Source organism: Pseudomonas sp. AP42 (assembly GCF_001728935.1).
In the GTDB taxonomy this organism is placed as follows: domain Bacteria; phylum Pseudomonadota; class Gammaproteobacteria; order Pseudomonadales; family Pseudomonadaceae; genus Aquipseudomonas; species Aquipseudomonas lactis.
In genome coordinates this window covers 39,074-58,975 of the sequence record NZ_LYSO01000024.1, presented here as the reverse complement: position 1 = coordinate 58,975, position 19,902 = coordinate 39,074, and the positions used below count along the sequence as shown (strand labels likewise).

Here is a 19,902-nt window from a genome sequence, read left to right as displayed (position 1 = left end):
GGGAGTAGCGTGATCTAGCAGACCATCGGCCATCAACTTGGATGCCCGATGCATCTTGGTGACCTCCCCAGCGAAGAGGCAGCACGGACCCTGATCGACTTGTTGGCCTTTTCCACGGGGCACTACAGCCGCAGTTGGGAGACCAGCTCTGCCCACCTGCCAACGACGGAATTCGAGTACCTGCAAGAGCGCGCTTGGCACCCTTCACCGACAGGCTTCTTCGAGTGCTTCGAACTCAGCAGCCATGCCGTGGGGTGCAAGCTGTACTCGACCTCCTGGAGCATGGAGGCCGAAGGGCACTGCGGCTGCAGCGCCAGCGAAGTCAGCACCCGCATGCGCGATGACGATGTCCCGCCCGTGTTGTACAGCTGTTGCTTCTGGCAGGTCACGCCGACACCCGCTTGCTGATCTTTGACCCCGACGCAGCGCCACTCCCGGAGTTGTCCCAATTCACTGAAGACTGACCCAAGGCGCCCCACAGGGCGCCTTTTTCATGAGTGCTTCTCGGTAATCCGGACGGCCAGATTCGGTTTTTCGGTATGAGCGCGGCTCGCACTTTCGCCAAGGTATCGGCAACTTCTGTCGAGACCCGGACATGCATACCCCCACACTCTCCACCCTCGGACTGATGATCGCGCTGGCCGGCTGCAACACGTCGCCACCGGCGCCCGCCCCAGCAGCGCCATCAATATCGCCGGCCTCACTGCAGAAGCAGAAACCCACGCTACCTTTATGGGTCCGCCAGGACCGATACACCCTGGCTAATACACAGCCGACCCTGGAGCAGCGCCAGCCGTTGTATCAGCTCATTAACGTGCAGATCGCGCCTGCTCTGCACGCGAATGTCGGGGAGGCACTGCGTCACGTGCTGCAACGGTCGGGTTACTCACTCTGCCCCGACAGCGCAGCGGTAGATCGGTTGTTCAGCCGCCCACTACCCGCCGTGCACCACCAACTCGGACCGATTTCGCTGCTGGACGCCTTGACCATCATCGGCGGTCCCGCCTGGAGGATCAACATCGATCCGGTCGACCGGACCGTCTGCTACACCCTCCGCTCGCCACAGCCCAAACCGCCACTCTCGACATCGGAGATTGCGCCATGAAGGTCGACCGTTTTCAGGCCCTAGTGATCGGCGGCCTATGCCTTGGCGCCGCCGTGCTGGCTGGCGAAACGTACAACCAACACCAGCAACTGGCCGAGTTCCAGGCCGCAGCCCGCGCTGCCCCCGCCGACCCGGCGCCCGCCTTGCGGCGCGACATCGATGCGCTCGGCAATACCCTCGCGACACTGCAACCGCAGGTGGCGGCGCTGGGAGACGCGCAAGGTCAGCACGCTTCGGCGCAGACGACGATCAGCCAGCAGTTGGATGAGATGGCCGTGTCGCTTAAGGCCGTTCAAGCGGCACCGAGTGGGCCGAGCAGCGCCGACTTTAGTGCACTGGAACAGAGGCTTGGCAGGACAGAAGTTGCGCTTGAGACCCTGTCGGCACGAGCCTCCGTGCCCGCGGCCGACACACGACCGGCGGCGCCCGTGAGCCAGAAAGCCAAGGCCAAAGCCCCGGCGCCGCCGTTAACCCTGCTGGGTATCGAGACCCGAGGCGTGGTGAGGTTCGTTGCCGCCCTGCCCACCGGTGCCCACTCGCTGTCGACCGTGCACCTGCTGCAGCCCGGCGACAGCCTGAACGGTTGGCAGCTGCGCACGATCCGCGAGGACGAGGCCGTGTTCCACGTCCCCGGCCATGGCGATCGCACACTGCCCCTGCCGTGAAGAGGTGTTTATGCTGCGACTCTCCGCCCTCTCGCTGATCCTGCTCCCCACCTGCCTGCTGGCAGAGCCAAGATGGAGTGCACCGAACAGGCTCGGCTCAGACCAGCAGTACAGCGATCAGGCACCACTGGATCGCCAGCCTTCGGACGCGACACAGGCCAAAGTGTGGGGGCTAACGGATGACGAATGGGCCAAATTTGAGCAACTGCAGGCCGGGCCTCGCCACTACTGGTCGCCGCAGCTCGACCCTCTCACCACCCTGGGCGTGGAGGCTGACTCTGAGCAGGAGCGGCAACGCTACGCCGAACTGCAGGTTCGCCTCGAAGCCAAACGCGCCGAACGCGAGCTGGCTTACCAGAAGGCCTACACCGCCACGTGGGCACGACTGTTTCCGGGAATGCTGCCGGTGCAGGGTCTGGCCGATGAGTCTGCAACGTCGAGCAACACCCGCTATGCCCTGTTCGTGGAAGAACGCTGCCCGGCCTGCGCGACCAACACCCAGCAGTGGCTCCGTGCCGGCGCCCGCCTGGACGTGTACCTGGTCGGCAGCCAGGGTGACGACGCGAATCTCAGAAACTGGGCGCGTGGCGCTGGCATTACTCCAGCCCAGGTTAGCAGCGGTCAGGTCACCCTAAACCACGACCGCGGCCGGTGGTTCGCCCTGGGCGCCACCCGCCCGTTGCCGGCGCGCTTTCAGCAGGTGGACGGGAAATGGCAGCGTATCGACTGATCCTCGCGCTGGCCTTGATCAGCGTAGCCGTCGCCCAGGCGGACGCCCTGCCTCCGCCCGCGTACCAGTTGGCCGCCGCGCGGGCTGGCATCCCCGCCTCGGTGCTGTTCGCCATCGCCCTGCAGGAGAGCGGCACCCCGCTACGCGGGCGTATCATGCCCTGGCCTTGGACCTTGAATGTCGCCGGCACACCGCAGCGTTTTGCCAGTCGCGATGAGGCCTGTGCTGCACTCAGCCTGGAACTCACACGCTATGACCCCAAGCGCATCGATGTCGGTCTGGGGCAGACCAACCTTGGCTACCACCCGGACCGCTACCCCAGCGCCTGCAGTGCACTCGATCCACGGGCGAACTTGGCCGTCACCGCCGAGCTGCTGCGTGCGCACTATGCCGAGGTGGGTGACTGGGTCGTGGCTGCTGGGCGCTATCACCGACCGGCCGGCGGTGCGCCCGCGGCGCGCTACCGTACACAGTTCAGTCGGCACTGGCAGCGCATCCAAGCGATCGCGTCCCTTCGCGGAGGGTCACAGCCATGAGTCTCTCGCGTTTGGCGGCGCTGGCCATTTGTCAGTGGCTGTCCCTCACCGCGTTCGATGCCCCCGCCAATCCCCTGCCCGATGCCGTCTTGGAGTTGCCCGCCCCCGACAAAGCCCCAGATCCACGCGCGCTGAACTGGGTGCTGCCGGTGCACAGCGCGCGCCTCACACCGGGCACCGTGCCACATAGAACGTTGGACCTGCCGGGCATCACTCCACTGTTCTTGGTCGGGCAGGATCCCGCCTCTTTGGACTGGTTGTCGCGGCACGCGCAGGCCCTGCAGGACCTGCGCGCCAGCGGTCTGGCGGTCGAGGTCGCAGACGCTCAGGGCCTGCGCCGCATCCAGGCGGCGGCCCCCGGGTTGAACATCTGGCCGGTGAGTGGCGACGACATCGCCGAACGGCTGGAACTGGGGCACTACCCGGTGCTCATCACGCCCACTGGCCTGGAACAATGAGGGATCATCATGGGCGACCATGCGATGGAGTCACTGCTGCGCCCTGCAGTTGAGCTGTACACCGTGGGCATCTGCGCCGGTGCCGGCGCTCTCTGCTTACACTCGCCCTGGGCGGTGGCACTGTCGCCCGAGGTGGGGATGGGCATGGCCCTGGCCTACACCGCGTTCGGCATCAAGCGGCTCAACGAGGCCCGGATTGTCCTGCGCTATCGACACAACATCCGTCGCCTGCCGCGCTACTCGCTGACCAGTCGACAGATTCCGGTGAGCCGCAAGCGTCTGTTCATGGGGCGTGGTTTCCGCTGGACTCGCCTGCACACCCAGCGCCTGCTCGAGGCTCAGGACCCGGCGCTGGCCTGCTATGTGAACCAATCGGTTGCCTATCGGTGGGCCAGGCGCCTAGAGCGTCTGTTGGAAAAGGCGCCTTCAGGGCTCTCGCTGTTGCCCCGCCTGACCGCCTGGGACAACCCACTCAATCCGGTACGCCCGCTGCCACCGGTTGGGGGCTCGCCGCTGCTGCACGGCGTCGAGCCGAGTGAGCAGGAAGCTACCTTGCCGCTGGGTGAGCGTGTTGGGCACACCTTGGTGTTGGGCACCACCCGGGTCGGCAAGACGCGTCTGGCGGAGGTCTACATCACCCAGGACATCCACCGGCCAACTCAAGAGGTGGTGATTGTCTTCGACCCCAAGGGCGACGCCGACCTGCTCAAGCGCATGTACGTGGAGGCACGGCGCGCCGGCCGCGAACACGAATTTTACGTCTTTCACCTCGGGTGGCCGGAAATCTCCGCACGCTACAACGCCATCGGCCGCTTCGGTCGCATCTCGGAAGTGGCTACCCGTATCGCCGGACAGTTAAGCGGCGAAGGCAACTCCGCAGCATTTCGCGAGTTCGCTTGGCGTTTTGTGAACATCATTGCCCGGGCGCTGATCGAACTGGGCCGGCGTCCAGACTACCTGCAGATCCAGCGCCATGTGGTGAACATCGACGCGCTGTTCATCGAATATGCTCAACATTTCTTCGCCCACCACGACGCGCAGGCCTGGGAATCGATCGTGCAAATAGAAGGTCGCCTCAACGAGAAAAATGTGCCAAGGCACATGATTGGCCGGGAAAAGCGAGTGGTCGCCATCGAGCAGTACCTGGCTGCGAAGCGCATCTTTAACCCGGTGATGGATGGTCTGCGCTCGGCCGTGCGTTATGACCGCACCTACTTCGACAAGATCGTCGCCTCGTTACTGCCCCTGTTGGAAAAGCTCACCAGTGGCAAGACGGCGCAACTGTTGGCCCCCAACTACGCCGACCTGGACGATCCGCGGCCGATCTTCGATTGGCTGCAGATCATTCGCAAGCGTGGCATCGTCTACGTCGGTCTGGATGCATTGTCGGATGCCGAAGTCGCCGCCGCCGTTGGCAACTCGATGTTTGCCGACCTGGTCTCCGTGGCCGGGCACATCTACAAGCATGGCATCGATCACGGCCTGCCGGGTTCCTTCAGCGCGGCGGAAAAAGTGCCAATCAACCTGCACGCCGACGAGTTCAACGAGCTCATGGGCGATGAGTTCATCCCGCTGATCAACAAGGGCGGCGGTGCGGGTATCCAAGTTACTGCCTACACCCAGACCTTGAGTGACATCGAGGCGCGCATCGGCAGCCGGGCCAAAGCCGGCCAGGTCATCGGCAACTTCAACACCCTGCAGATGCTCCGTGTACGGGAAACCGCGACCGCGGAACTGCTGACCAATCAACTGCCCAAGGTCAACGTGCAGACCCGCACGCTGGTCTCTGGGGCGACGGACACCGCAGACCCCGAAGCACGTACGGACTTCACCTCCTCCTCGCAGGACCGTGTCACTACCACCGCCGTCCCCCTGATCGAGCCCGCACACATCATCGCCCTGCCCAAGGGGCAGATGTTCTCATTCCAAGAAGGCGGGCAATTGTGGAAGGTGCGCATGCCGCTGCCCACACCGGCCAGCGACGATGCGATGCCAGCGGATCTGCAGACCCTGGCCGCGTGCATGCGCGACACGTACAACGCCAACGCGGGTAATTGGTGGACCAGCGCAGAAGGTGCGCCGACAGTCGACTTCGATCCCGAAATGCCACCGCCTGGGCGTAGACGCACACCATAAGTGTTCCGACAACAACCCCATAGCGCTGGAGTTCATATGCCCACCACTGCAACCAGCCAACCACCTGTTCAACGAAGTTCGAGGTTCATATTCGGCACGGTCGAGCTGTGCCTAAAGTTACTCGGCCTGCTGTTCGCCTCACTGCTGTTCTCCATCGTCCTGGAGTTCGTGGGCATGCTGTGGTTCTGGCCGGAACAGGGCTGGCATCATAGCCATGCCATGTGGCTGAGTGAACTGGTCTGGCTCAGCGACCATTTCAAGAGCTCACTGCTCGTACAAGAACCGGCACAAGCAACCGCCAAAGTACTTCAACACCTCAATGAGTGGGTCGTGGTCCGGTCCGGATGGGCACAATCCGACACCCAACTGAAGCTGCTCAGTCGTGAGCCGTCACTGCAAGGGCAGTTTGCCCAAGTCTACGTCGTGGTACAGGACTATCTGCTGGCAGCGTTGTTCACGGTCCTCACTTTCGTGGTGCGCCTGGCTGTCCTCGCTCTGGCTACGCCCCTGTTCCTGCTCGCGGTGATCACCGGTGCCGTGGACGGGTTGATGCGACGCGACCTTCGCAAGTTTGGGGCGGGCCGGGAGAGCAGCTTTGTCTACCACCGCGCGAAGCGGACATTGCTGCCGCTGATGGTGAGCCCGTGGCTGATCTACCTTTCTCTGCCTTGGTCACTCAACCCCAATTGGGTCTTGCTGCCTTGCGCCACGTTGCTGGGGTGCATGGTGGCGATCACTGCTGCGACGTTCAAAAAATATCTTTGATTGGCAGCTCATCGCCCCAGTGGACGCTCGAGAATGCTTCACCCATCGATCGATTTCGGGCTAGATTCCAACGACCCGATTAGGATCGGATTGAACTTGTGCTTGGAGCGCGTCAATGATCGAGCAAGACTCAAAACTTCAATCGACAACACTGACTGTGTGCTTGCTAACACGGCACGCTGACAGTGCCGAGGAGGTTTTATGACCGGCGAAAATTCGAGCGAGATGCTGGAGGGACTGTTCAAACTGCTCACGGAAATTCGGCCAGCGCTGACACCCAGGCCCAGGCTGTCGAGTTACGAGACGAAAATGCTCCGTGACCAAGGCGTGACAATCACTGATTTTGGGGACTACGCGCTGCTGACCGGGCCGCCACTATGGCCAGATCGAACACTGTATCGAGTGGCTGGCCGAGCAGGCGGAGATCCCCGCCAGAAGCTTGTTGTTCCGGCCGCAGCACCTTGGGGATGACACCTTTGGTTTTGTCGGTTTTCAGCTAACGGACGCAGTCGGCCTGCTTATTTACATGGAACACCTCGGAATCATGGTTTCCGCCGAGCTGCTGGTGAATGCGCTTTTGCCAGGGCTCGAGTCGCGCACACTGCTGACTGCATCCGAACATTCAATTTTGACCTACAAACTGTGGGCCGGCAGGCGCTGTATGGTCCTACGCTCAACGGCAAAACCCGAACCGGGTGCAAAGTCGGAGCATACGTTCCGAAGCCCTGCGGGCTACCGCTACAAGTTGGTCAGGCAGGCCGGGCAGGCGCGCTCTTTGGAAGTGAGAGGTCCCAGGCACCGGGAGCTTAAGCAGGAAAATATCGAATGTGGCTATTGCGGATTGTCATATCTGTCCAACACACCGTCAGAGACCAGGGCGCATAGGCAAGTCCATCGGCGTGCAGCACAACTGTTGGATCCTGTTCCGAACGCCCGACTTGCCAAACGCCTGGAGAAAACGGGCCAGCTCATCGCTATCGACACCCAGGCGCCCATGTGGATGCAAAAGGAGGTGTACCGGCGGGCTGTCAAATTCAAGCGCGACTTCCGCTATGACTTTGTTCAGTGGGCTGGGGACGATGTAAACCCAGTAAAAAGTGGCTGGCATGGTTACCTGTTGCCAGCCGGTCCAGACGGTACCATCGCCGGCGCATGTGCATTTTCGAAGGTACAGCCGGGGCCGCGCGACGAACAGTGGACGCTTGCATGGGTGTGGGTCGCCCCCAAATTCCGCAGCCAAGGGCTGCTGACTGCACACTGGCCTGGATTCATTGAGCGGTACGGGGATTTTTTCATCGAACCACCAATGTCGGACGCGATGCAGAGGTTTGTTCGATCACACGGCACTGAACACCAAGTCGCCTACCTAAACCACTATGAAGTAGCGACTCAAACCGATCTTGAAAAGCCGGCCCCAGCCATTGAGTAGGTTACCCCTTGATCGGTAGTCGCTTAGAGAGAACGCCATGGGCAGTTACAGCCGCACCGAGCCGAATTTTGGACGGCACGACCGCCTGCGTAGAGTTAGCCTCCAAGACCAGCACCGTCCCCTCCAACCCAATCTCAGTACTGCTCTGATTTTCTAAAGCGAAGGCTCGAAGATCCCTTTATTACACGCCAAAAACTGCCCGTTTCATCAAGGTGAATGCCAGATACCTGGCTGGATTTCACCATGACACCTTTGTCCTACCCCCTGCTACTTGCCTACTTGGTAACGCTCACCGCCGCGGCTCAAGACGTTCGCGAGCGCTCGGACTTGGGCCTTTTGCAGCGACAGATCACTGTCATCGAACAGTTGGCCGACCGCGCGCGCAGTAGCCAAGCTGATGCCGGTGGGGCTCGCTATCGCTTCGACTACCCGAGGTTCGTAGCCGACCTCGAGCATATGCGCCGCGGCATCAGCAAGTACCTGTCGCCCTCCCGAGCGCAGCCGACCGATCTAGCCGAGCTGACCAGTGACTATCGCGCTGAAGCGCCTCACCCGAGCTCGCCCGATGAGCATGACTGACGCCCAACTCACCGCGTTCTCCGCAGTAGCCGGGTTTACCCCCCAGCTCAGTTCGGTGCTGTGGCGCTCCTCGGTTCTGGTGCTGGCGTTGCTCTGGTGCGCCTGGGCGCTGTGGAGCGGCTACCGCGGCTGGGCGGCCGGCAACACTAATTTCGGCGCGCTTGGCGGCAGCACTTTGCGCCTCGCCCTCGTCTTGATCGTGCTGATGTTTTTCATGCTGTCGTAAATCAGGAGACCTTGCCATGAACTTCTCCCGCCGTTGCCACCGCCAGCTCGCCATGCTGCGGGATACGTGTTCGAAAGCCCTGCTCGACGCTATGGTGCTGCTGGGCTCGACCCTAGTCTGGGCTGACCTGCCGACCATGGAAGCGCCCTCCCGCGGCGAAGGTTCGGGGCTGATCGATACCATCAAGAACTACGCCTACGACGGCGGCATCCTACTCGGGCTGCTGATCGCCACCCTCGCGTTCCTGGGCGTGGCTTGGCATTCGCTCACCGTCTACGCCGACGTGCAGAACCAGCGCAAAACCTGGAAAGACCTCGGCGCCGTGGTCGGTGTCGGCGCACTGCTGGTGGTGGTGATCCTGTGGTTTCTGACCAAAGCCGCCACGATTCTGTGAGGTCACCATGTCCGACACCCCTACCACCCTGCCTGACGGCACGTTGACCTTCCTGCCGGAGCGCCTCAACCGTGATCCGGCCGTCCTCCGTGGCCTCACCAACGACGAGATGTGGGTCGCGCTGATCGTCGGCGCCACGCTGGGCGTGATCCTCGGTGCGCCGCTGGCGGTAGCCACCGCCTCCCTCGCCACCCTCCCCACCTGCATGTTCCTGTGCATGACGTTGGTGTTGCTCGGCGGCGGCCAACTGCTGCGCCGGGCCAAGCGTGCCCGCCCCGAAACGTGGGTATACCGGCGCTTGCAGTGGCAACTGGCGGTGCACTGGGGCATCGGTACCAGCCAACTGATCCTGCATTCCGGCCCCTGGACCGTCCGGCGTACGCATCGGCATGTGGGGGCCACCACATGAGCCGCTTCCGCAATAAGGTAGATGCGCAGCAGGCGCATATCCTCAGCCTGCGCCTGGCCGTGGCGGTCCTGGCAGTGCTGTGCGCCGGACTCTGGTGCGGCTGGCAGTCCGCCCCTTCTAAACTGACCATACACGTGCCGCCCGATCTGCGTTCCGGCAGCACGCGAAAATGGTGGGACGTGCCGCCCGAAAACATCTATGCCTTCACCCTGTACATCTTCGGCCAGCTCAACCGCTGGCCCACCGACGGCGAAGTCGATTACCACCGCGCCATCTTCGCCCTGCAACCCTACCTCACCCCGGCGTGCAAGACCTTCTTCGACGGCGACTTCGAGTTCCGTAAGGCGGCAGGTGAACTGCGCGGCCGGGTGCGCGGTGTGTACGAAGTGCTGGGCCGTGGCTACAGCGACGATCCCGACTTGCGGGTGAAGCAGCTGGATACACACAGCTGGCTGGTCAAGCTCGACCTCAATGCTGACGAATACTACGCCGCCGAGCCGGTGAAGCGCGTGGTCGTTCGCTATCCGCTGCGGGTGGTGCGCTTCGATGTCGACCCCGAACACAACAAGTGGGGCCTGGCCCTGGACTGCTACGAAGGCACACCGCAGAAGTTGGCGCTGCCCGGAGGTGGGTAATGATGCGTGTCCTGATCCTGATTCTGGTGTCGGTTGCAGGCTGGTGCTCAACCGCGGGCGCCGTTGAGATCAAATACTGGGACCGCCTGCCGCTAGCCGTCCCGCTCACCGTTGGCCGGGAGCGCATTCTGATGCTGGATGAAGATGTCCGTGTCGGCCTGCCAAGTGCGATCGCCAGCAAACTGCGCGTGCAGTCCGTCGGCGGAACCGTGTACCTGCGCGCCGCGGAAACCCTTCCCCCTACCCGACTGCAACTGCAGTCGGTGAAGTCGGGGGACATCATCCTGATCGACATCGAAGCGCTCGACGGTAGTGAGTCGCTGGAACCAGTCAAGATCGTCGCCCAGACCCGGGCGCCGGAGGAGGAAATCGCGCGGGGCTCAGCACCTGCAGCGACCCCGGTATCGGTGGTGCTCACTCGCTATGCGGCGCAGAACTTGTATGCGCCTCTACGTACGGTGGCGCCACTGCCCGGTGTACGTCGGGTGCCGCTGAGCGACTCCATCGCCCTCAGCACATTGCTGCCTACCGAACGGGTTTCGATTAAGGGGTTGGCGGCCTGGCGCCTGGGCGACTACTGGGTGACGGCGGTGAAGATAGTGAATCGCGGACCCGGCAAAGTCTCGCTCGACCCGCGCCACCTGCAAGCCACGTTGTACGCCGCTACGTTCCAGCATGTGTACCTCGGTCATACCGGCACGCCTGAAGACACCACCGTGGCCTATCTCGTCACCCGCGGTGGCGACCTGAAGCACGCTCTGCTGCTGCCTCCACCAGCACCGGAGGCTGCCGATCATGAAAGCTAACAGCCTATTGAAGTGGCTCGTACCCGGCGTCCTTCTGGGGATCGTACTGATCATCGGCAAATCCTGGGTGGCCGCGCCTGATGGCCAGCCCGCTCACGATCCCGACAAGGCAACGCTCAGCCCGGAACAGGCAAAGGCCCTGGGCATCGCTGGTGACACCCCGCGCGACACCGTGGCCACGTTGATCGGACAAGTCAAGGCGATGCGCAGCGAGATGCTGTCGTTGAAGAAAGGCAACGATACGCTGCAGACCGAGAACACTCGGTTACGCACGCGCGAAGGCAATATCGACACCCGCATCCAGAGCACGTTGAGCAGCGTCACCCAACAGGTCACCGAGCAGCGCCAGCAGGCCAACGACGCCCGGCAGAAGGCGGAGCAACAGCACCGCGAAACCCAAGGGCTGCTGTCCAGGCTCAAGGACCAGCTCACCGACAAGCCTACAACGAAGTCCGACGTGCCCGTGGGCTTTGGCCTCGAGCCAGGTGACGAGCAGCAATTTTCAGGCGCGCAAGCATCGGCTGGCGTGGTGCAGTGGATCGAACCGTCAAATGCGCGCGCCAGCCAACAGGACACCACGAAATCCGGTGGGCCGCTGTCGACACTGACCTCGAAATTCAAGGACTTGCACGGTCTGGACAACAACGCGATCGATCGTGGCCAGGACCACTTACGTGCCGTTGCCAAGGGCGAGCGCGACCTGGAAGGCGCCCAAGACCGCACCGAAGGTGCCAAGCCCGTCTACACCATCCCCGAAAACTCGACCTTAATGGGTTCCATCGCCATGACCGCCCTGATTGGCCGGGTGCCGGTGGATGGCACGGTGAACGATCCCTATCCGTTCAAAGTGTTGGTGGGACCGGACAACCTCACGGCGAACGGCATCGACCTGCCGGACGTCGTCGGCGCAGTCATGAGCGGCACCGCCGCGGGCGACTGGACATTGTCCTGCGTACGTGGCCAGGTCGAGTCGATTACCTTTGTCTTTAGCGACGGCACCGTTCGCACGGTGCCGCAGCCACAGAAGGTCGTCAGCCGCAATCGCACCAGCACCCAGACATCGGACACCGAGAAGATCTGGGGCGGCTTGGGCTACATCTCTGATCCCTACGGCATCCCGTGCATCTCTGGCGAGCGCCGCTCCAATGCCCAGCAGTACCTGGGGAGCCAGAGCTTGATCACTGCAGCCGGTGCCGGCTTCGCCGCGGCATTGGGCAGTGAACAGACCAATACCTCATTCATCAACTCGGCTAGCGGCAACCTGGGCCTGACCCAGAACAGCGGCAACAGCGCGTTGAACTCGGTCATCAGCGGTGGCATTGGCGACATCCGTGATTGGATCAACAAGCTCTACGGTGAAGCCTTTGCGGCCATTTACGTCCCACCCGGGGCCAAGGTGGCCTTGCACCTGGACCATGAAATCAGCATCGACTACGAACCCAAAGGCCGGAGAGTGAATCATGAAAACCCATCCATTTCGGTACTGGATCTGGATTAGCCTGCTGCTCAGCCTGCACTTGGCTGGTTGCTCCACTAGCAAAGATGAAATGCTGCCTCATGGCGATCAAACCATGCTGGACATCTGGAATGGCAGTGGTTCGGTCGGCACTCAGCAACAGTTGCAGGAGGCCCGCAGCGAACTGCGCAGGCCGGTTCTCGATCCGGAGCGGCTGATCAGCGATCAGAGTGCCTATACCCGCACGGCCGCCAACGAGATCCACAACCAGTTCCCGCGCCTACCCAACCCCGACCTGGTGATGTACGTCTACCCGCACCTTGCTGGCACCCAGCAGACGCCGGTGCCTGGCTATTCGACCGTGTTCCCGCTGTACGAGAAGGTTCAGTACGCGCTGCCCGGCGAGCGCCTGGAAGATCTGTGATGGCCGATGACACGAGTCGCGAGCCGCCGCGTTGGAAACCCTGGCGCGCGGCGCAGCGTCGGCGCGCCACGCTTGCCGATGAGGCTGCCCAGTACGCACACAATCCCAGTTTCACCGACCACTTGCCCTGGGTCGAATACCTTGAGGACGAGCAGTGTTTTCTCCTCGATGACAATCGCTCGGTGGGCGCCGTGTTTGAGCTGCAGCCGATCGGCACTGAGGGCCGTGAACCCGAGTGGCTGTTGGCGGCGCGCGACGCCCTGGAAGACGCACTGCAGGACAGCTTCGACGAGCTCGACCAGGCGCCCTGGGTGGTGCAGTTCTACTGCCAGGACGACAGTGACTTTTCCCCGTACCTCGAACGCCTGGAGCGCTACATCGCGCCACGGGCACAAGGCACGCCGTTCACCGAGGCTTTCCTCGCGTCGATGCAACGTCACCTCGACGCCATCGCCAAACCGGGCGGACTGTTCGACGACCATATCATTTCTCACCTGCCCTGGCGCGGCAGCAATCGGCGGATTCGGCTAGTGGTCTATCGCTGGCTGGGGGATCAAGGTGACGACGATACGCAGAGCCCGGCTCAGCTGTTGAGCCGGACGTGTGACCGTCTGGTGGCCTCGTTGCAGGCCTGCGGGGTCAGCCCGCGACGTCTGACCGGGCGCGACTTCTACACCTGGTTGTTGCCCTGGTTCAACCCGGCCCCTGCCCTCACCGGCGAATCACCCGCAGCGTTTTATCGTCAAGTGCCCTACCCCGAGGAGGATGACGGCGATGGACTGCCGCTGCCGTTCGACCACAATTTTGCCGAGCGACTGTTCTTTCAGGAACCACGCTCGGATAGCGACCAGGGCCTGTGGTACTTCGATCAGCAACCGCATGCCGTGATGGTGGTCGACAAGCTGCGCAGACCGCCCCATATCGGTCAGCTGACCGGCGAAACGCGTAAGGGCGAGGCATTGAACGCCTTGTTCGATCAGTTACCCGAGCAGGCCGTCATGTGTTTGACTTTGGTAATCACGCCTCAGGATGTGCTCGAGGAGCAGCTCAACCGATTGGCGCGCAAAGCCATCGGCGAGAACCTCGCCTCGACCCAAACCCGTCAGGACGTGGAAGAGGCCCGCGCGCTGATCGGCCGACAGCACAAGCTGTACCGCGGCACCTTGGCGCTGTACCTGCGCGGTGCCGATGAACAGCAACTGCGCCAGTGCTCGACCCAGGCCGCCAACGTGCTGCTCGGCGCCGGCCTGCAGCCGGTGCGCGAGGGCGACGAAGTCGCGGCGTGCAACAGCTACCTGCGCTGGTTGCCCATGGCCTACAACCCGGCTCGAGACACGCGCAACTGGTACACCCGACTACTGTTTGCTCAGCATGTCGCCAACTTGCTGCCCCTGTGGGGACGCAGCATCGGCACCGGCAATCCGGGCCTCACTTTTTTCAACCGTGGTGGTGCGCCGCTGTCGTTCGACCCGCTGTCGCGTTTCGACCGCTCCATGAATGGCCACCTGCTGTTGTTCGGTCCGACCGGCGCCGGCAAGTCGGCCACCTTGGTTTCAATATTGATGCAGGTCATGGCCGTGTATCGACCGCGGCTGTTCATTGTCGAAGCGGGTAATTCCTTCGGTTTGCAAGGCGATTACTTCGCCACCCTAGGGCTTTCCGTCAACAAGGTTCAGCTCAAACCCGGCAGTGGCTTGAGCTTGGCGCCTTTCGCCGATGCTCGCCGTCTGATCGAACACCCCGATCAGGTGGCCAGCCTGTTGACCGAGGACCTGGATGAAACCGTGACGGACAGTGATGAGCAACGCGATGTGCTGGGCGAGCTGGAAATCACTGCCCGCCTAATGATCACCGGCGGCGAAGCCAAGGAAGAGGCGCGGCTGACCCGGGCAGACCGCAGCCTGATCCGCGAGTGCATCTTGGATGCCGCCAGACACTGCGCGGCCACCGAGCAGCAGGTCATGACACGCCACGTTCGCGATGCACTGCGCAAGGTCGCCAGCGACGCCCATCTGCCCGACAAGCGTCGCGAGCGGGCACAGGAGATGGCCGAGTCCATCGACCTGTTCTGCCAAGGCTTCGAGGGTGCCCTCTTCGACCGGCCAGGCACACCCTGGCCAGAAAGCGATGTGACGATCGTCGACCTCGCCACCTATGCCCGTGAGGGCTACGAGGCGCAGATGTCGATCAGTTACATCAGCCTGATGAACACGGTGAACAACCTCGCCGAACGCGATCAGTACCTCGGTCGCCCGATCATCATGGTCACCGACGAAGGCCACATCATCACCAAGAACCCGCTGCTGGCGCCGTTTGTGGTCAAGGGCACCAAGATGTGGCGCAAACTCGGCGCGTGGTTCTGGATGGCGACGCAGAACCTGGCCGACTTCCCCGATGCAGCCCAGACCATGCTCAACATGATCGAGTGGTGGATCTGTCTGAACATGCCACCGGCAGAAATTGAAGAGATTGCCCGCTTTAAAAAGCTCACATCCGCTCAGAAGGCCTTACTGCTTTCCGCGAGCAAGGCTTCGGGCAAATACACCGAGGGCGTGGTCCTGTCGAAGAACCTGGAGACGTTGTTTCGCGCGGTGCCGCCGAGCCTGTACCTCGCCCTGGCCATGACCGAGCCCGAGGAGAAAGCTCAGCGCTGGCGACTGATGGAACAGCACCAACAGTCCGAGCTGGACGCCGCCCTCCAGATCGCGGCGGAGATCGATCGGTTGCGCGGCATGTCGTGAACACCCGAGCGCCGGCGACTTTCAAAATCCTTTCAATCAACAAAAATCGGCATGAGTACATTTGTACTCCTTCGGTGATTTTGCACAATTCTCGGCCCTCAACCCGGTGACTGACAAAACCGATCACTCCGGCCTCGGTTTGTCCGCCGTCCTCTTCGGTCGGATCCTTGATGCTGAAGCTTGGCGCACGGATGCACACCGCTGCCACATGTCGAGCGCTGCCCATGATCGTGACCGCCACCACCCGATGCAGATCACCAAAGTCCAGGAAGACTGGCCGTGGCCGAGCCTTCACCGCGGCTGCACTGCTCGTCGCGGCCGGGCAGTGCGCGGCACTGACTACCCCCGCCATCATCGCCTCCGTCACTTCGCTGCAGTGCCTGGAGTACCGGGTCGTCGGGATCTGCTTCTGGCTGCTCTGTACACCGTTTGGCTGCACGGTGAAGACTTCCCCCAAGGTCCGCCACTTTATTCCCGAGTTGGTGGTGTCGAGCTATTCCGACACTGGCGGCAATCCTTGGGGCGAGATGTCCGCACTGTCGATGTCCACGCCGGTGTCACAAGGGGGTGGTAACCTGATCACGCCTTCGTCGCAGCGCGATAACCTGCCCCGCTTCAAGAATGTCGACGGTATCGGGCATCCCGGCGGTTCGGCGCTGAAGGCCCTTGCGCATGGCTTCGGCTATGCGTGCCCGAGTGGAGCGACTCCCCTTGCGCCGTACTATCTCAGCACACTCGATCCGCTGGCCTGGCGTCAGGCCGTTCCCGAGTCCGTCTACCCACAAGCGCTCATTCCGGGCATGCGCGAGATTGGCGGCCAGGCACTTGGGAACATGTGGGGCAATGTCTACCCGCGACACGGATTTCTGGTGCAGCCGGACGACTTCAAAGCATCCGCCGTCATGGCCCAGCGTGCCAGCGACTTCATCACGCGCGTCGGCCAGCCGCATGTCTACCTGCCGCTGCAGCCGATGCCATCTCCCGGCTATTGGCCGCCGCAGCCGGTGATGGAGAACGACGTCACCAACCACCGCTGGCAATTACTCGCCCCGGTGATCCAGACCACCTGTGCCATCTTCCCCACCCCGACGATCCAGAGCGCCGACGGCGCCTATGCCTGGTCGCTATGGCGCCCTTACCGCTGCTGCCAGCGGATGGGCCAGACCTTGCTGTACAGCATCGACTTTGATGGAGGCCAATGATGAATACCCTCTCGCTCGGGTTGGTGTGCGCCCTCGTAAGTGCCGTCGGCCATGCCGCAGAAAACGGCTACCACCTAGGTGACCAGGCCCAGGTCCTAGATGACCGCGTGATGTACACCATTGGCGGCGGATCGGCGACGGGGTCCCCCTCCTCGCTCTACCGCCCCAATGGCCTTGGCGTGGGCATGTCCTGGCGCGCGAACATGATGTGCGGAAACATGAACCTCTCCAACACTCTGCAGAATCAGCTCAATGGCGCCACCCAAGGCTTCCAGCAGATCATGGGCAATGTGATCGAGAATGCCACACAGGCTGTGATGTCTCTGCCGGCGATGATCATTCAGCGCGCCAATCCCGGTCTGTATGAGCTGATGAGCAACGGCGTACTGCAGGGGCGCATCGACTTTGACCGCTCAAAGCTCACCTGCCAGGCGATGGCGGCGAAAATGGCCGACAAGGTCGACCAGGCCGGTTGGGGCGCACTGGCGCAGAACCAGGAGATGCAGCACAACCTCGAACAGTCCGACGGTGATGCTGTGATGGCGGTGAAGGACACCGAATCGAACAACGGCAACAACGGCGTCAGCTGGGTCGGTGGGCAGAAAGCCGGTGGTAACGGTCAGGAACTCATCCGGGTGACCTCGGACGTCGTTAAAGCGGGCTACAACCTACTGCACAACCGCGCGATCGAGGATACGTCGGCCGTCGGTTCCGGTTGCCAGAATGGCGCCATCTGCCAGGCCTGGTCGAGCCCCGAGGAGGCCTCAGAATGGGCCACCCGTGTGCTTGGTGAAACCGAGGTGGCAACCTGCGATGACTGCGAGACTTTGCGCGTTACCGCCGGGGCAGGCCTCTCGCCGCTGATCCAGGAAACCTACACAGAACACCTCGAGGGTCTGCAACGAATGTTGTCGGGCGCCGAGCAACCCACGCCGGAGAACCTTCGCAAAGTCTCCAGTCCCTTGCTGCAGGTCTCACGAGGCGTCATCGAGGGCCTGCGCGACGATCCCGACCAGAACCTGCTGGCCCGGCGCCTGGCCAGCGAGACCGCGCTGTCGAGCGTGATCTACAAGGCGATGCTGCTACAGCGCACGCTCCTGGCCGGCAGTCATGAGCCCAATGTCGCGTCGGCGCAGCCCGCCACCACCGCCCTCAATGGCAACGTCGAAACGTTGGAACGTGAGATCCGCCTGCTGCAAACGGAGCTGCAGGTACGCCAGTCGCTGGCCACCAACACCGCCAGCCTGGTCCTCGATCGCCACGCTGGCGGTGCCGACGCCTCCCGCAGCATCGATCAGCGCGATCCGGAGCCGGACCGGCTGCACCGCGCGGACCAGGGGAGGAGCACACCATGATGCTGTTTTCTGTGAAGTCCACTCTTGCCCATGTGCTGCTAATTCTCAGCGCCCTGGCCATGATGCTCCTGATTGCCTGGATGGCGCTGCAGCTGACAGGTGCCCAGCTTGATTGGTTCGGGCAGGCGCGCACCGCTACGCCCTACCTCGCCTCCTGGCGTGCCCTGCTGTATGCCCTGATCCTCGCAGGCTGGACCGCGACATTGCGCTTGCGGCCGGCGCCTGCAGACCAGCAACGGCTCAAACGCCTGGGGCTGATCGGCTTCAGCTCAATCATCCTGGTCGAACTGTTTCGCATGTGAGGTGCAATCATGAGCATGAGCACCAACAGCTACCTCGAGTACTACCTGTCGCTGTTGGCCTGGATCATCAACAACGGCATCTGGAACACACTGGCAGACACCGGGCTGTTCGCCGCGCCCTTTGGTGCGATCATCCTCCAGGAATGGCTGTCCGCTCGCCAACAAGGCGCTGACGAGGGCAACAAGGGCTTGCTGTCGATCCCTCGCGTCGAGAACCGGTTGTGGATCAGTTACGTGGTCATCTTGTTTGGCTGCATGCCGTTCTTCCCCTTGAATCTGTCCTCCGTGACCTTTGACGATACGGCGAGCCAACGCTGTGGGGTTTCCATCGCGAAGCCCGCCGAAACGGCCTGGGGCATAACTTTTGACACCATCGGCGAGAAATCAGCGAATGTGCCGGTATGGTGGTTTCTCGTGCATGCCATGAGCAAAGGCATCACGGCCGCCGCGACCGCCTCGATCCCATGCGCGCCTGACATCCGCGCGATGCGCATGGAGATCGACAGCTCGCGTATTAACGACCAGATCCTGCTGCAGGAAGTCGCCGACTTCACCCGGGATTGTTACGGCTACTCGCGCTCGCGGCTGTTCACCAATCGCCCCGAACTGGACGAGTCGCAGAGCTACGACGCGTCCTGGATTGGCTCGACGTACATGCTTAACACGCCAGGTTATTACGACACCGATCGCTCGCGAACGCCCAGGATTGATTGGCCGTACGACGAGACCCGGGATACCTCCCTACCCCAACTCGACAACGGCGCTGGCTACCCTACCTGCAGACAATGGTGGAGCGATGCAACGGTCGGGCTGCGTGATCGTTTAGTCTCCGAGGTCGATCCGTCGCTGATTTCACGTCTGCGAGGCTGGCTGACGGGGCGTACGACCACCGAGATCGAAGACGCCACCCTTCGCGAATTGGTAAGCCCGCGACAGCAATCGTTGAGCATGGCGCCAGGACAAGTGTTCCAGGATTACGGGAGCAGCGCCCGTGGCGGATCACTGACGCAAGGACTCAACAACCTGGCCACGAACACCGGGCTGGCCCTGGGCTCGTTCAGCAATTTCCCGGCGATGAATGCGTTGCGCGCCGCACTACCGATGGTCCAGGCCTTTCTGATCATGGGCACGATCATCAGCTTGCCGTTGGTGCTGCTGATCAGCACCTATGAGCTCAAGGCGCTGATGACCGTCACGTTCGCGCTGTTCACCCTGCACATGCTGACGTTCTGGTGGGAGCTCGCACGCTGGATCGACTCGAGCATGCTGGAGACGCTGTACAACCAGGTGTCTGCCACGGACCAGACGCTCTTGTCGTTGCCAACAGCTGGCTTCATGGACGGAACAGTGACCGCGCAGGTCATTGAGTATGTGATGGGCGCGATGTTTGTGGTGCTGCCGATGTTTTTTCTCGGCGCAATGAGCTGGACGGGATACAACGTCGGTAGTGGTGTCCAAACGCTCCTCACGCGAGGAACAGAAGCTGCTCAGACACAGGCTGGGAAAGGTTCCTCTCAGCTCATGTCTGGAGCCCGGAGGTTAAAATAGC

General features: G+C 62.3%; 22 protein-coding genes. All 22 read left to right on the top strand.

Going from position 1 to position 19,902, the window contains the following annotated elements; all coding sequences use genetic code 11:
- Nucleotides 1-48: 48 nt before the first annotated feature.
- The 22 genes from A7K61_RS33695 to A7K61_RS11930 all read left to right on the top strand — a co-directional run bounded on the left by A7K61_RS33695 (nt 49) and on the right by A7K61_RS11930 (nt 19,901).
- The gene (locus tag A7K61_RS33695; protein ID WP_256557794.1) at nt 49-408 is read left to right on the top strand and encodes a hypothetical protein; all 360 of its coding nucleotides are present in this window, start codon (nt 49-51) and stop codon (nt 406-408) included.
- 187 nt (nt 409-595) lie between these two features.
- Complete coding sequence (locus tag A7K61_RS12030; RefSeq protein WP_083263087.1) at nt 596-1,105, top strand: PilL N-terminal domain-containing protein; 510 nt, start codon at nt 596-598, stop codon at nt 1,103-1,105.
- Nucleotides 1,102-1,770, top strand: coding sequence for a hypothetical protein (locus A7K61_RS12025; protein WP_069557620.1), 669 nt, complete (start codon nt 1,102-1,104; stop codon nt 1,768-1,770). Before A7K61_RS12030 ends, A7K61_RS12025 begins: the two co-directional genes overlap by 4 nt.
- 10 nt (nt 1,771-1,780) lie before the next feature.
- Nucleotides 1,781-2,500, top strand: a complete 720-nt coding sequence (locus A7K61_RS12020) for a TIGR03759 family integrating conjugative element protein (RefSeq protein WP_069557619.1) — start codon at nt 1,781-1,783, stop codon at nt 2,498-2,500.
- Complete coding sequence (locus tag A7K61_RS12015) at nt 2,482-3,036, top strand: glucosaminidase domain-containing protein (RefSeq protein ID WP_069557618.1); 555 nt, start codon at nt 2,482-2,484, stop codon at nt 3,034-3,036. The genes A7K61_RS12020 and A7K61_RS12015 overlap by 19 nt, the downstream gene beginning before the upstream one ends.
- Nucleotides 3,033-3,494 (top strand): integrating conjugative element protein, encoded by a 462-nt coding sequence (locus A7K61_RS12010; RefSeq protein ID WP_240635695.1) that lies wholly within the window; start codon nt 3,033-3,035, stop codon nt 3,492-3,494. Before A7K61_RS12015 ends, A7K61_RS12010 begins: the two co-directional genes overlap by 4 nt.
- A 9-nt stretch (nt 3,495-3,503) precedes the next feature.
- On the top strand, nt 3,504-5,630 hold the full coding sequence (traD, locus tag A7K61_RS12005; RefSeq protein WP_069557617.1) for a type IV conjugative transfer system coupling protein TraD: 2,127 nt from the start codon (nt 3,504-3,506) through the stop codon (nt 5,628-5,630).
- A gap of 36 nt (nt 5,631-5,666) precedes the next feature.
- Complete coding sequence (locus A7K61_RS12000) at nt 5,667-6,395, top strand: TIGR03747 family integrating conjugative element membrane protein (RefSeq protein WP_069557616.1); 729 nt, start codon at nt 5,667-5,669, stop codon at nt 6,393-6,395.
- 442 nt (nt 6,396-6,837) lie between these two features.
- Nucleotides 6,838-7,824, top strand: a complete 987-nt coding sequence (locus tag A7K61_RS11995) for a hypothetical protein (protein WP_139129482.1) — start codon at nt 6,838-6,840, stop codon at nt 7,822-7,824.
- A gap of 243 nt (nt 7,825-8,067) precedes the next feature.
- Nucleotides 8,068-8,403, top strand: coding sequence for an RAQPRD family integrative conjugative element protein (locus tag A7K61_RS11990; protein ID WP_069557637.1), 336 nt, complete (start codon nt 8,068-8,070; stop codon nt 8,401-8,403).
- Nucleotides 8,390-8,629 (top strand): TIGR03758 family integrating conjugative element protein, encoded by a 240-nt coding sequence (locus tag A7K61_RS11985; RefSeq protein WP_069557615.1) that lies wholly within the window; start codon nt 8,390-8,392, stop codon nt 8,627-8,629. Before A7K61_RS11990 ends, A7K61_RS11985 begins: the two co-directional genes overlap by 14 nt.
- Nucleotides 8,630-8,720: 91 nt before the next feature.
- On the top strand, nt 8,721-9,023 hold the full coding sequence (locus A7K61_RS11980; RefSeq protein ID WP_371914723.1) for a TIGR03745 family integrating conjugative element membrane protein: 303 nt from the start codon (nt 8,721-8,723) through the stop codon (nt 9,021-9,023).
- 7 nt (nt 9,024-9,030) lie between these two features.
- Nucleotides 9,031-9,432, top strand: coding sequence for a TIGR03750 family conjugal transfer protein (locus tag A7K61_RS11975; protein WP_069557614.1), 402 nt, complete (start codon nt 9,031-9,033; stop codon nt 9,430-9,432).
- Entirely contained in the window at nt 9,429-10,067 is a 639-nt protein-coding gene (locus A7K61_RS11970; RefSeq protein ID WP_069557613.1) for a PFL_4703 family integrating conjugative element protein, read from the top strand. The genes A7K61_RS11975 and A7K61_RS11970 overlap by 4 nt, the downstream gene beginning before the upstream one ends.
- Complete coding sequence (locus A7K61_RS11965) at nt 10,067-10,873, top strand: TIGR03749 family integrating conjugative element protein (RefSeq protein ID WP_069557612.1); 807 nt, start codon at nt 10,067-10,069, stop codon at nt 10,871-10,873. The genes A7K61_RS11970 and A7K61_RS11965 overlap by 1 nt, the downstream gene beginning before the upstream one ends.
- Nucleotides 10,863-12,371 (top strand): TIGR03752 family integrating conjugative element protein, encoded by a 1,509-nt coding sequence (locus A7K61_RS11960; RefSeq protein WP_069557611.1) that lies wholly within the window; start codon nt 10,863-10,865, stop codon nt 12,369-12,371. The genes A7K61_RS11965 and A7K61_RS11960 overlap by 11 nt, the downstream gene beginning before the upstream one ends.
- Nucleotides 12,334-12,753 (top strand): TIGR03751 family conjugal transfer lipoprotein, encoded by a 420-nt coding sequence (locus tag A7K61_RS11955; RefSeq protein ID WP_069557610.1) that lies wholly within the window; start codon nt 12,334-12,336, stop codon nt 12,751-12,753. The genes A7K61_RS11960 and A7K61_RS11955 overlap by 38 nt, the downstream gene beginning before the upstream one ends.
- Nucleotides 12,753-15,494 (top strand): conjugative transfer ATPase, encoded by a 2,742-nt coding sequence (locus A7K61_RS11950; protein WP_069557609.1) that lies wholly within the window; start codon nt 12,753-12,755, stop codon nt 15,492-15,494. Before A7K61_RS11955 ends, A7K61_RS11950 begins: the two co-directional genes overlap by 1 nt.
- 224 nt (nt 15,495-15,718) lie before the next feature.
- Nucleotides 15,719-16,696, top strand: coding sequence for a TIGR03756 family integrating conjugative element protein (locus tag A7K61_RS11945; protein WP_069557608.1), 978 nt, complete (start codon nt 15,719-15,721; stop codon nt 16,694-16,696).
- Nucleotides 16,696-18,051, top strand: a complete 1,356-nt coding sequence (locus A7K61_RS11940; RefSeq protein WP_069557607.1) for an integrating conjugative element protein — start codon at nt 16,696-16,698, stop codon at nt 18,049-18,051. The genes A7K61_RS11945 and A7K61_RS11940 overlap by 1 nt, the downstream gene beginning before the upstream one ends.
- Nucleotides 18,048-18,353 carry a hypothetical protein gene (locus A7K61_RS11935; protein WP_069557606.1) on the top strand — a complete coding sequence of 102 codons (306 nt, stop codon included), beginning with the start codon at nt 18,048-18,050 and terminating at the stop codon, nt 18,351-18,353. The genes A7K61_RS11940 and A7K61_RS11935 overlap by 4 nt, the downstream gene beginning before the upstream one ends.
- Nucleotides 18,354-18,362: 9 nt before the next feature.
- Complete coding sequence (locus tag A7K61_RS11930) at nt 18,363-19,901, top strand: conjugal transfer protein TraG N-terminal domain-containing protein (RefSeq protein ID WP_069557605.1); 1,539 nt, start codon at nt 18,363-18,365, stop codon at nt 19,899-19,901.
- Nucleotide 19,902 lies beyond the last annotated feature (1 nt).

What these genes read in the sequence shown, in the direction of transcription:
- A7K61_RS11935 (WP_069557606.1), top strand. Translation starts at nt 18,048, where the DNA reads ATGATGCTGTTTTCTGTGAAGTCCACTCTTGCCCATGTGCTGCTAATT.
- A7K61_RS11955 (WP_069557610.1), top strand. Translation starts at nt 12,334, where the DNA reads ATGAAAACCCATCCATTTCGGTACTGGATCTGGATTAGCCTGCTGCTC.
- A7K61_RS11950 (WP_069557609.1), top strand. Translation starts at nt 12,753, where the DNA reads ATGGCCGATGACACGAGTCGCGAGCCGCCGCGTTGGAAACCCTGGCGC.
- A7K61_RS12015 (WP_069557618.1), top strand. Translation starts at nt 2,482, where the DNA reads ATGGCAGCGTATCGACTGATCCTCGCGCTGGCCTTGATCAGCGTAGCC.
- traD (WP_069557617.1), top strand. Translation starts at nt 3,504, where the DNA reads ATGGGCGACCATGCGATGGAGTCACTGCTGCGCCCTGCAGTTGAGCTG.
- A7K61_RS11990 (WP_069557637.1), top strand. Translation starts at nt 8,068, where the DNA reads ATGACACCTTTGTCCTACCCCCTGCTACTTGCCTACTTGGTAACGCTC.
- A7K61_RS12025 (WP_069557620.1), top strand. Translation starts at nt 1,102, where the DNA reads ATGAAGGTCGACCGTTTTCAGGCCCTAGTGATCGGCGGCCTATGCCTT.
- A7K61_RS11960 (WP_069557611.1), top strand. Translation starts at nt 10,863, where the DNA reads ATGAAAGCTAACAGCCTATTGAAGTGGCTCGTACCCGGCGTCCTTCTG.
- A7K61_RS11965 (WP_069557612.1), top strand. Translation starts at nt 10,067, where the DNA reads ATGATGCGTGTCCTGATCCTGATTCTGGTGTCGGTTGCAGGCTGGTGC.
- A7K61_RS12020 (WP_069557619.1), top strand. Translation starts at nt 1,781, where the DNA reads ATGCTGCGACTCTCCGCCCTCTCGCTGATCCTGCTCCCCACCTGCCTG.
- A7K61_RS11975 (WP_069557614.1), top strand. Translation starts at nt 9,031, where the DNA reads ATGTCCGACACCCCTACCACCCTGCCTGACGGCACGTTGACCTTCCTG.
- A7K61_RS11945 (WP_069557608.1), top strand. Translation starts at nt 15,719, where the DNA reads ATGATCGTGACCGCCACCACCCGATGCAGATCACCAAAGTCCAGGAAG.
- A7K61_RS11940 (WP_069557607.1), top strand. Translation starts at nt 16,696, where the DNA reads ATGAATACCCTCTCGCTCGGGTTGGTGTGCGCCCTCGTAAGTGCCGTC.
- A7K61_RS12000 (WP_069557616.1), top strand. Translation starts at nt 5,667, where the DNA reads ATGCCCACCACTGCAACCAGCCAACCACCTGTTCAACGAAGTTCGAGG.
- A7K61_RS11930 (WP_069557605.1), top strand. Translation starts at nt 18,363, where the DNA reads ATGAGCATGAGCACCAACAGCTACCTCGAGTACTACCTGTCGCTGTTG.
- A7K61_RS12030 (WP_083263087.1), top strand. Translation starts at nt 596, where the DNA reads ATGCATACCCCCACACTCTCCACCCTCGGACTGATGATCGCGCTGGCC.
- A7K61_RS11985 (WP_069557615.1), top strand. Translation starts at nt 8,390, where the DNA reads ATGAGCATGACTGACGCCCAACTCACCGCGTTCTCCGCAGTAGCCGGG.
- A7K61_RS11980 (WP_371914723.1), top strand. Translation starts at nt 8,721, where the DNA reads ATGGTGCTGCTGGGCTCGACCCTAGTCTGGGCTGACCTGCCGACCATG.
- A7K61_RS11970 (WP_069557613.1), top strand. Translation starts at nt 9,429, where the DNA reads ATGAGCCGCTTCCGCAATAAGGTAGATGCGCAGCAGGCGCATATCCTC.
- A7K61_RS33695 (WP_256557794.1), top strand. Translation starts at nt 49, where the DNA reads ATGCATCTTGGTGACCTCCCCAGCGAAGAGGCAGCACGGACCCTGATC.
- A7K61_RS12010 (WP_240635695.1), top strand. Translation starts at nt 3,033, where the DNA reads ATGAGTCTCTCGCGTTTGGCGGCGCTGGCCATTTGTCAGTGGCTGTCC.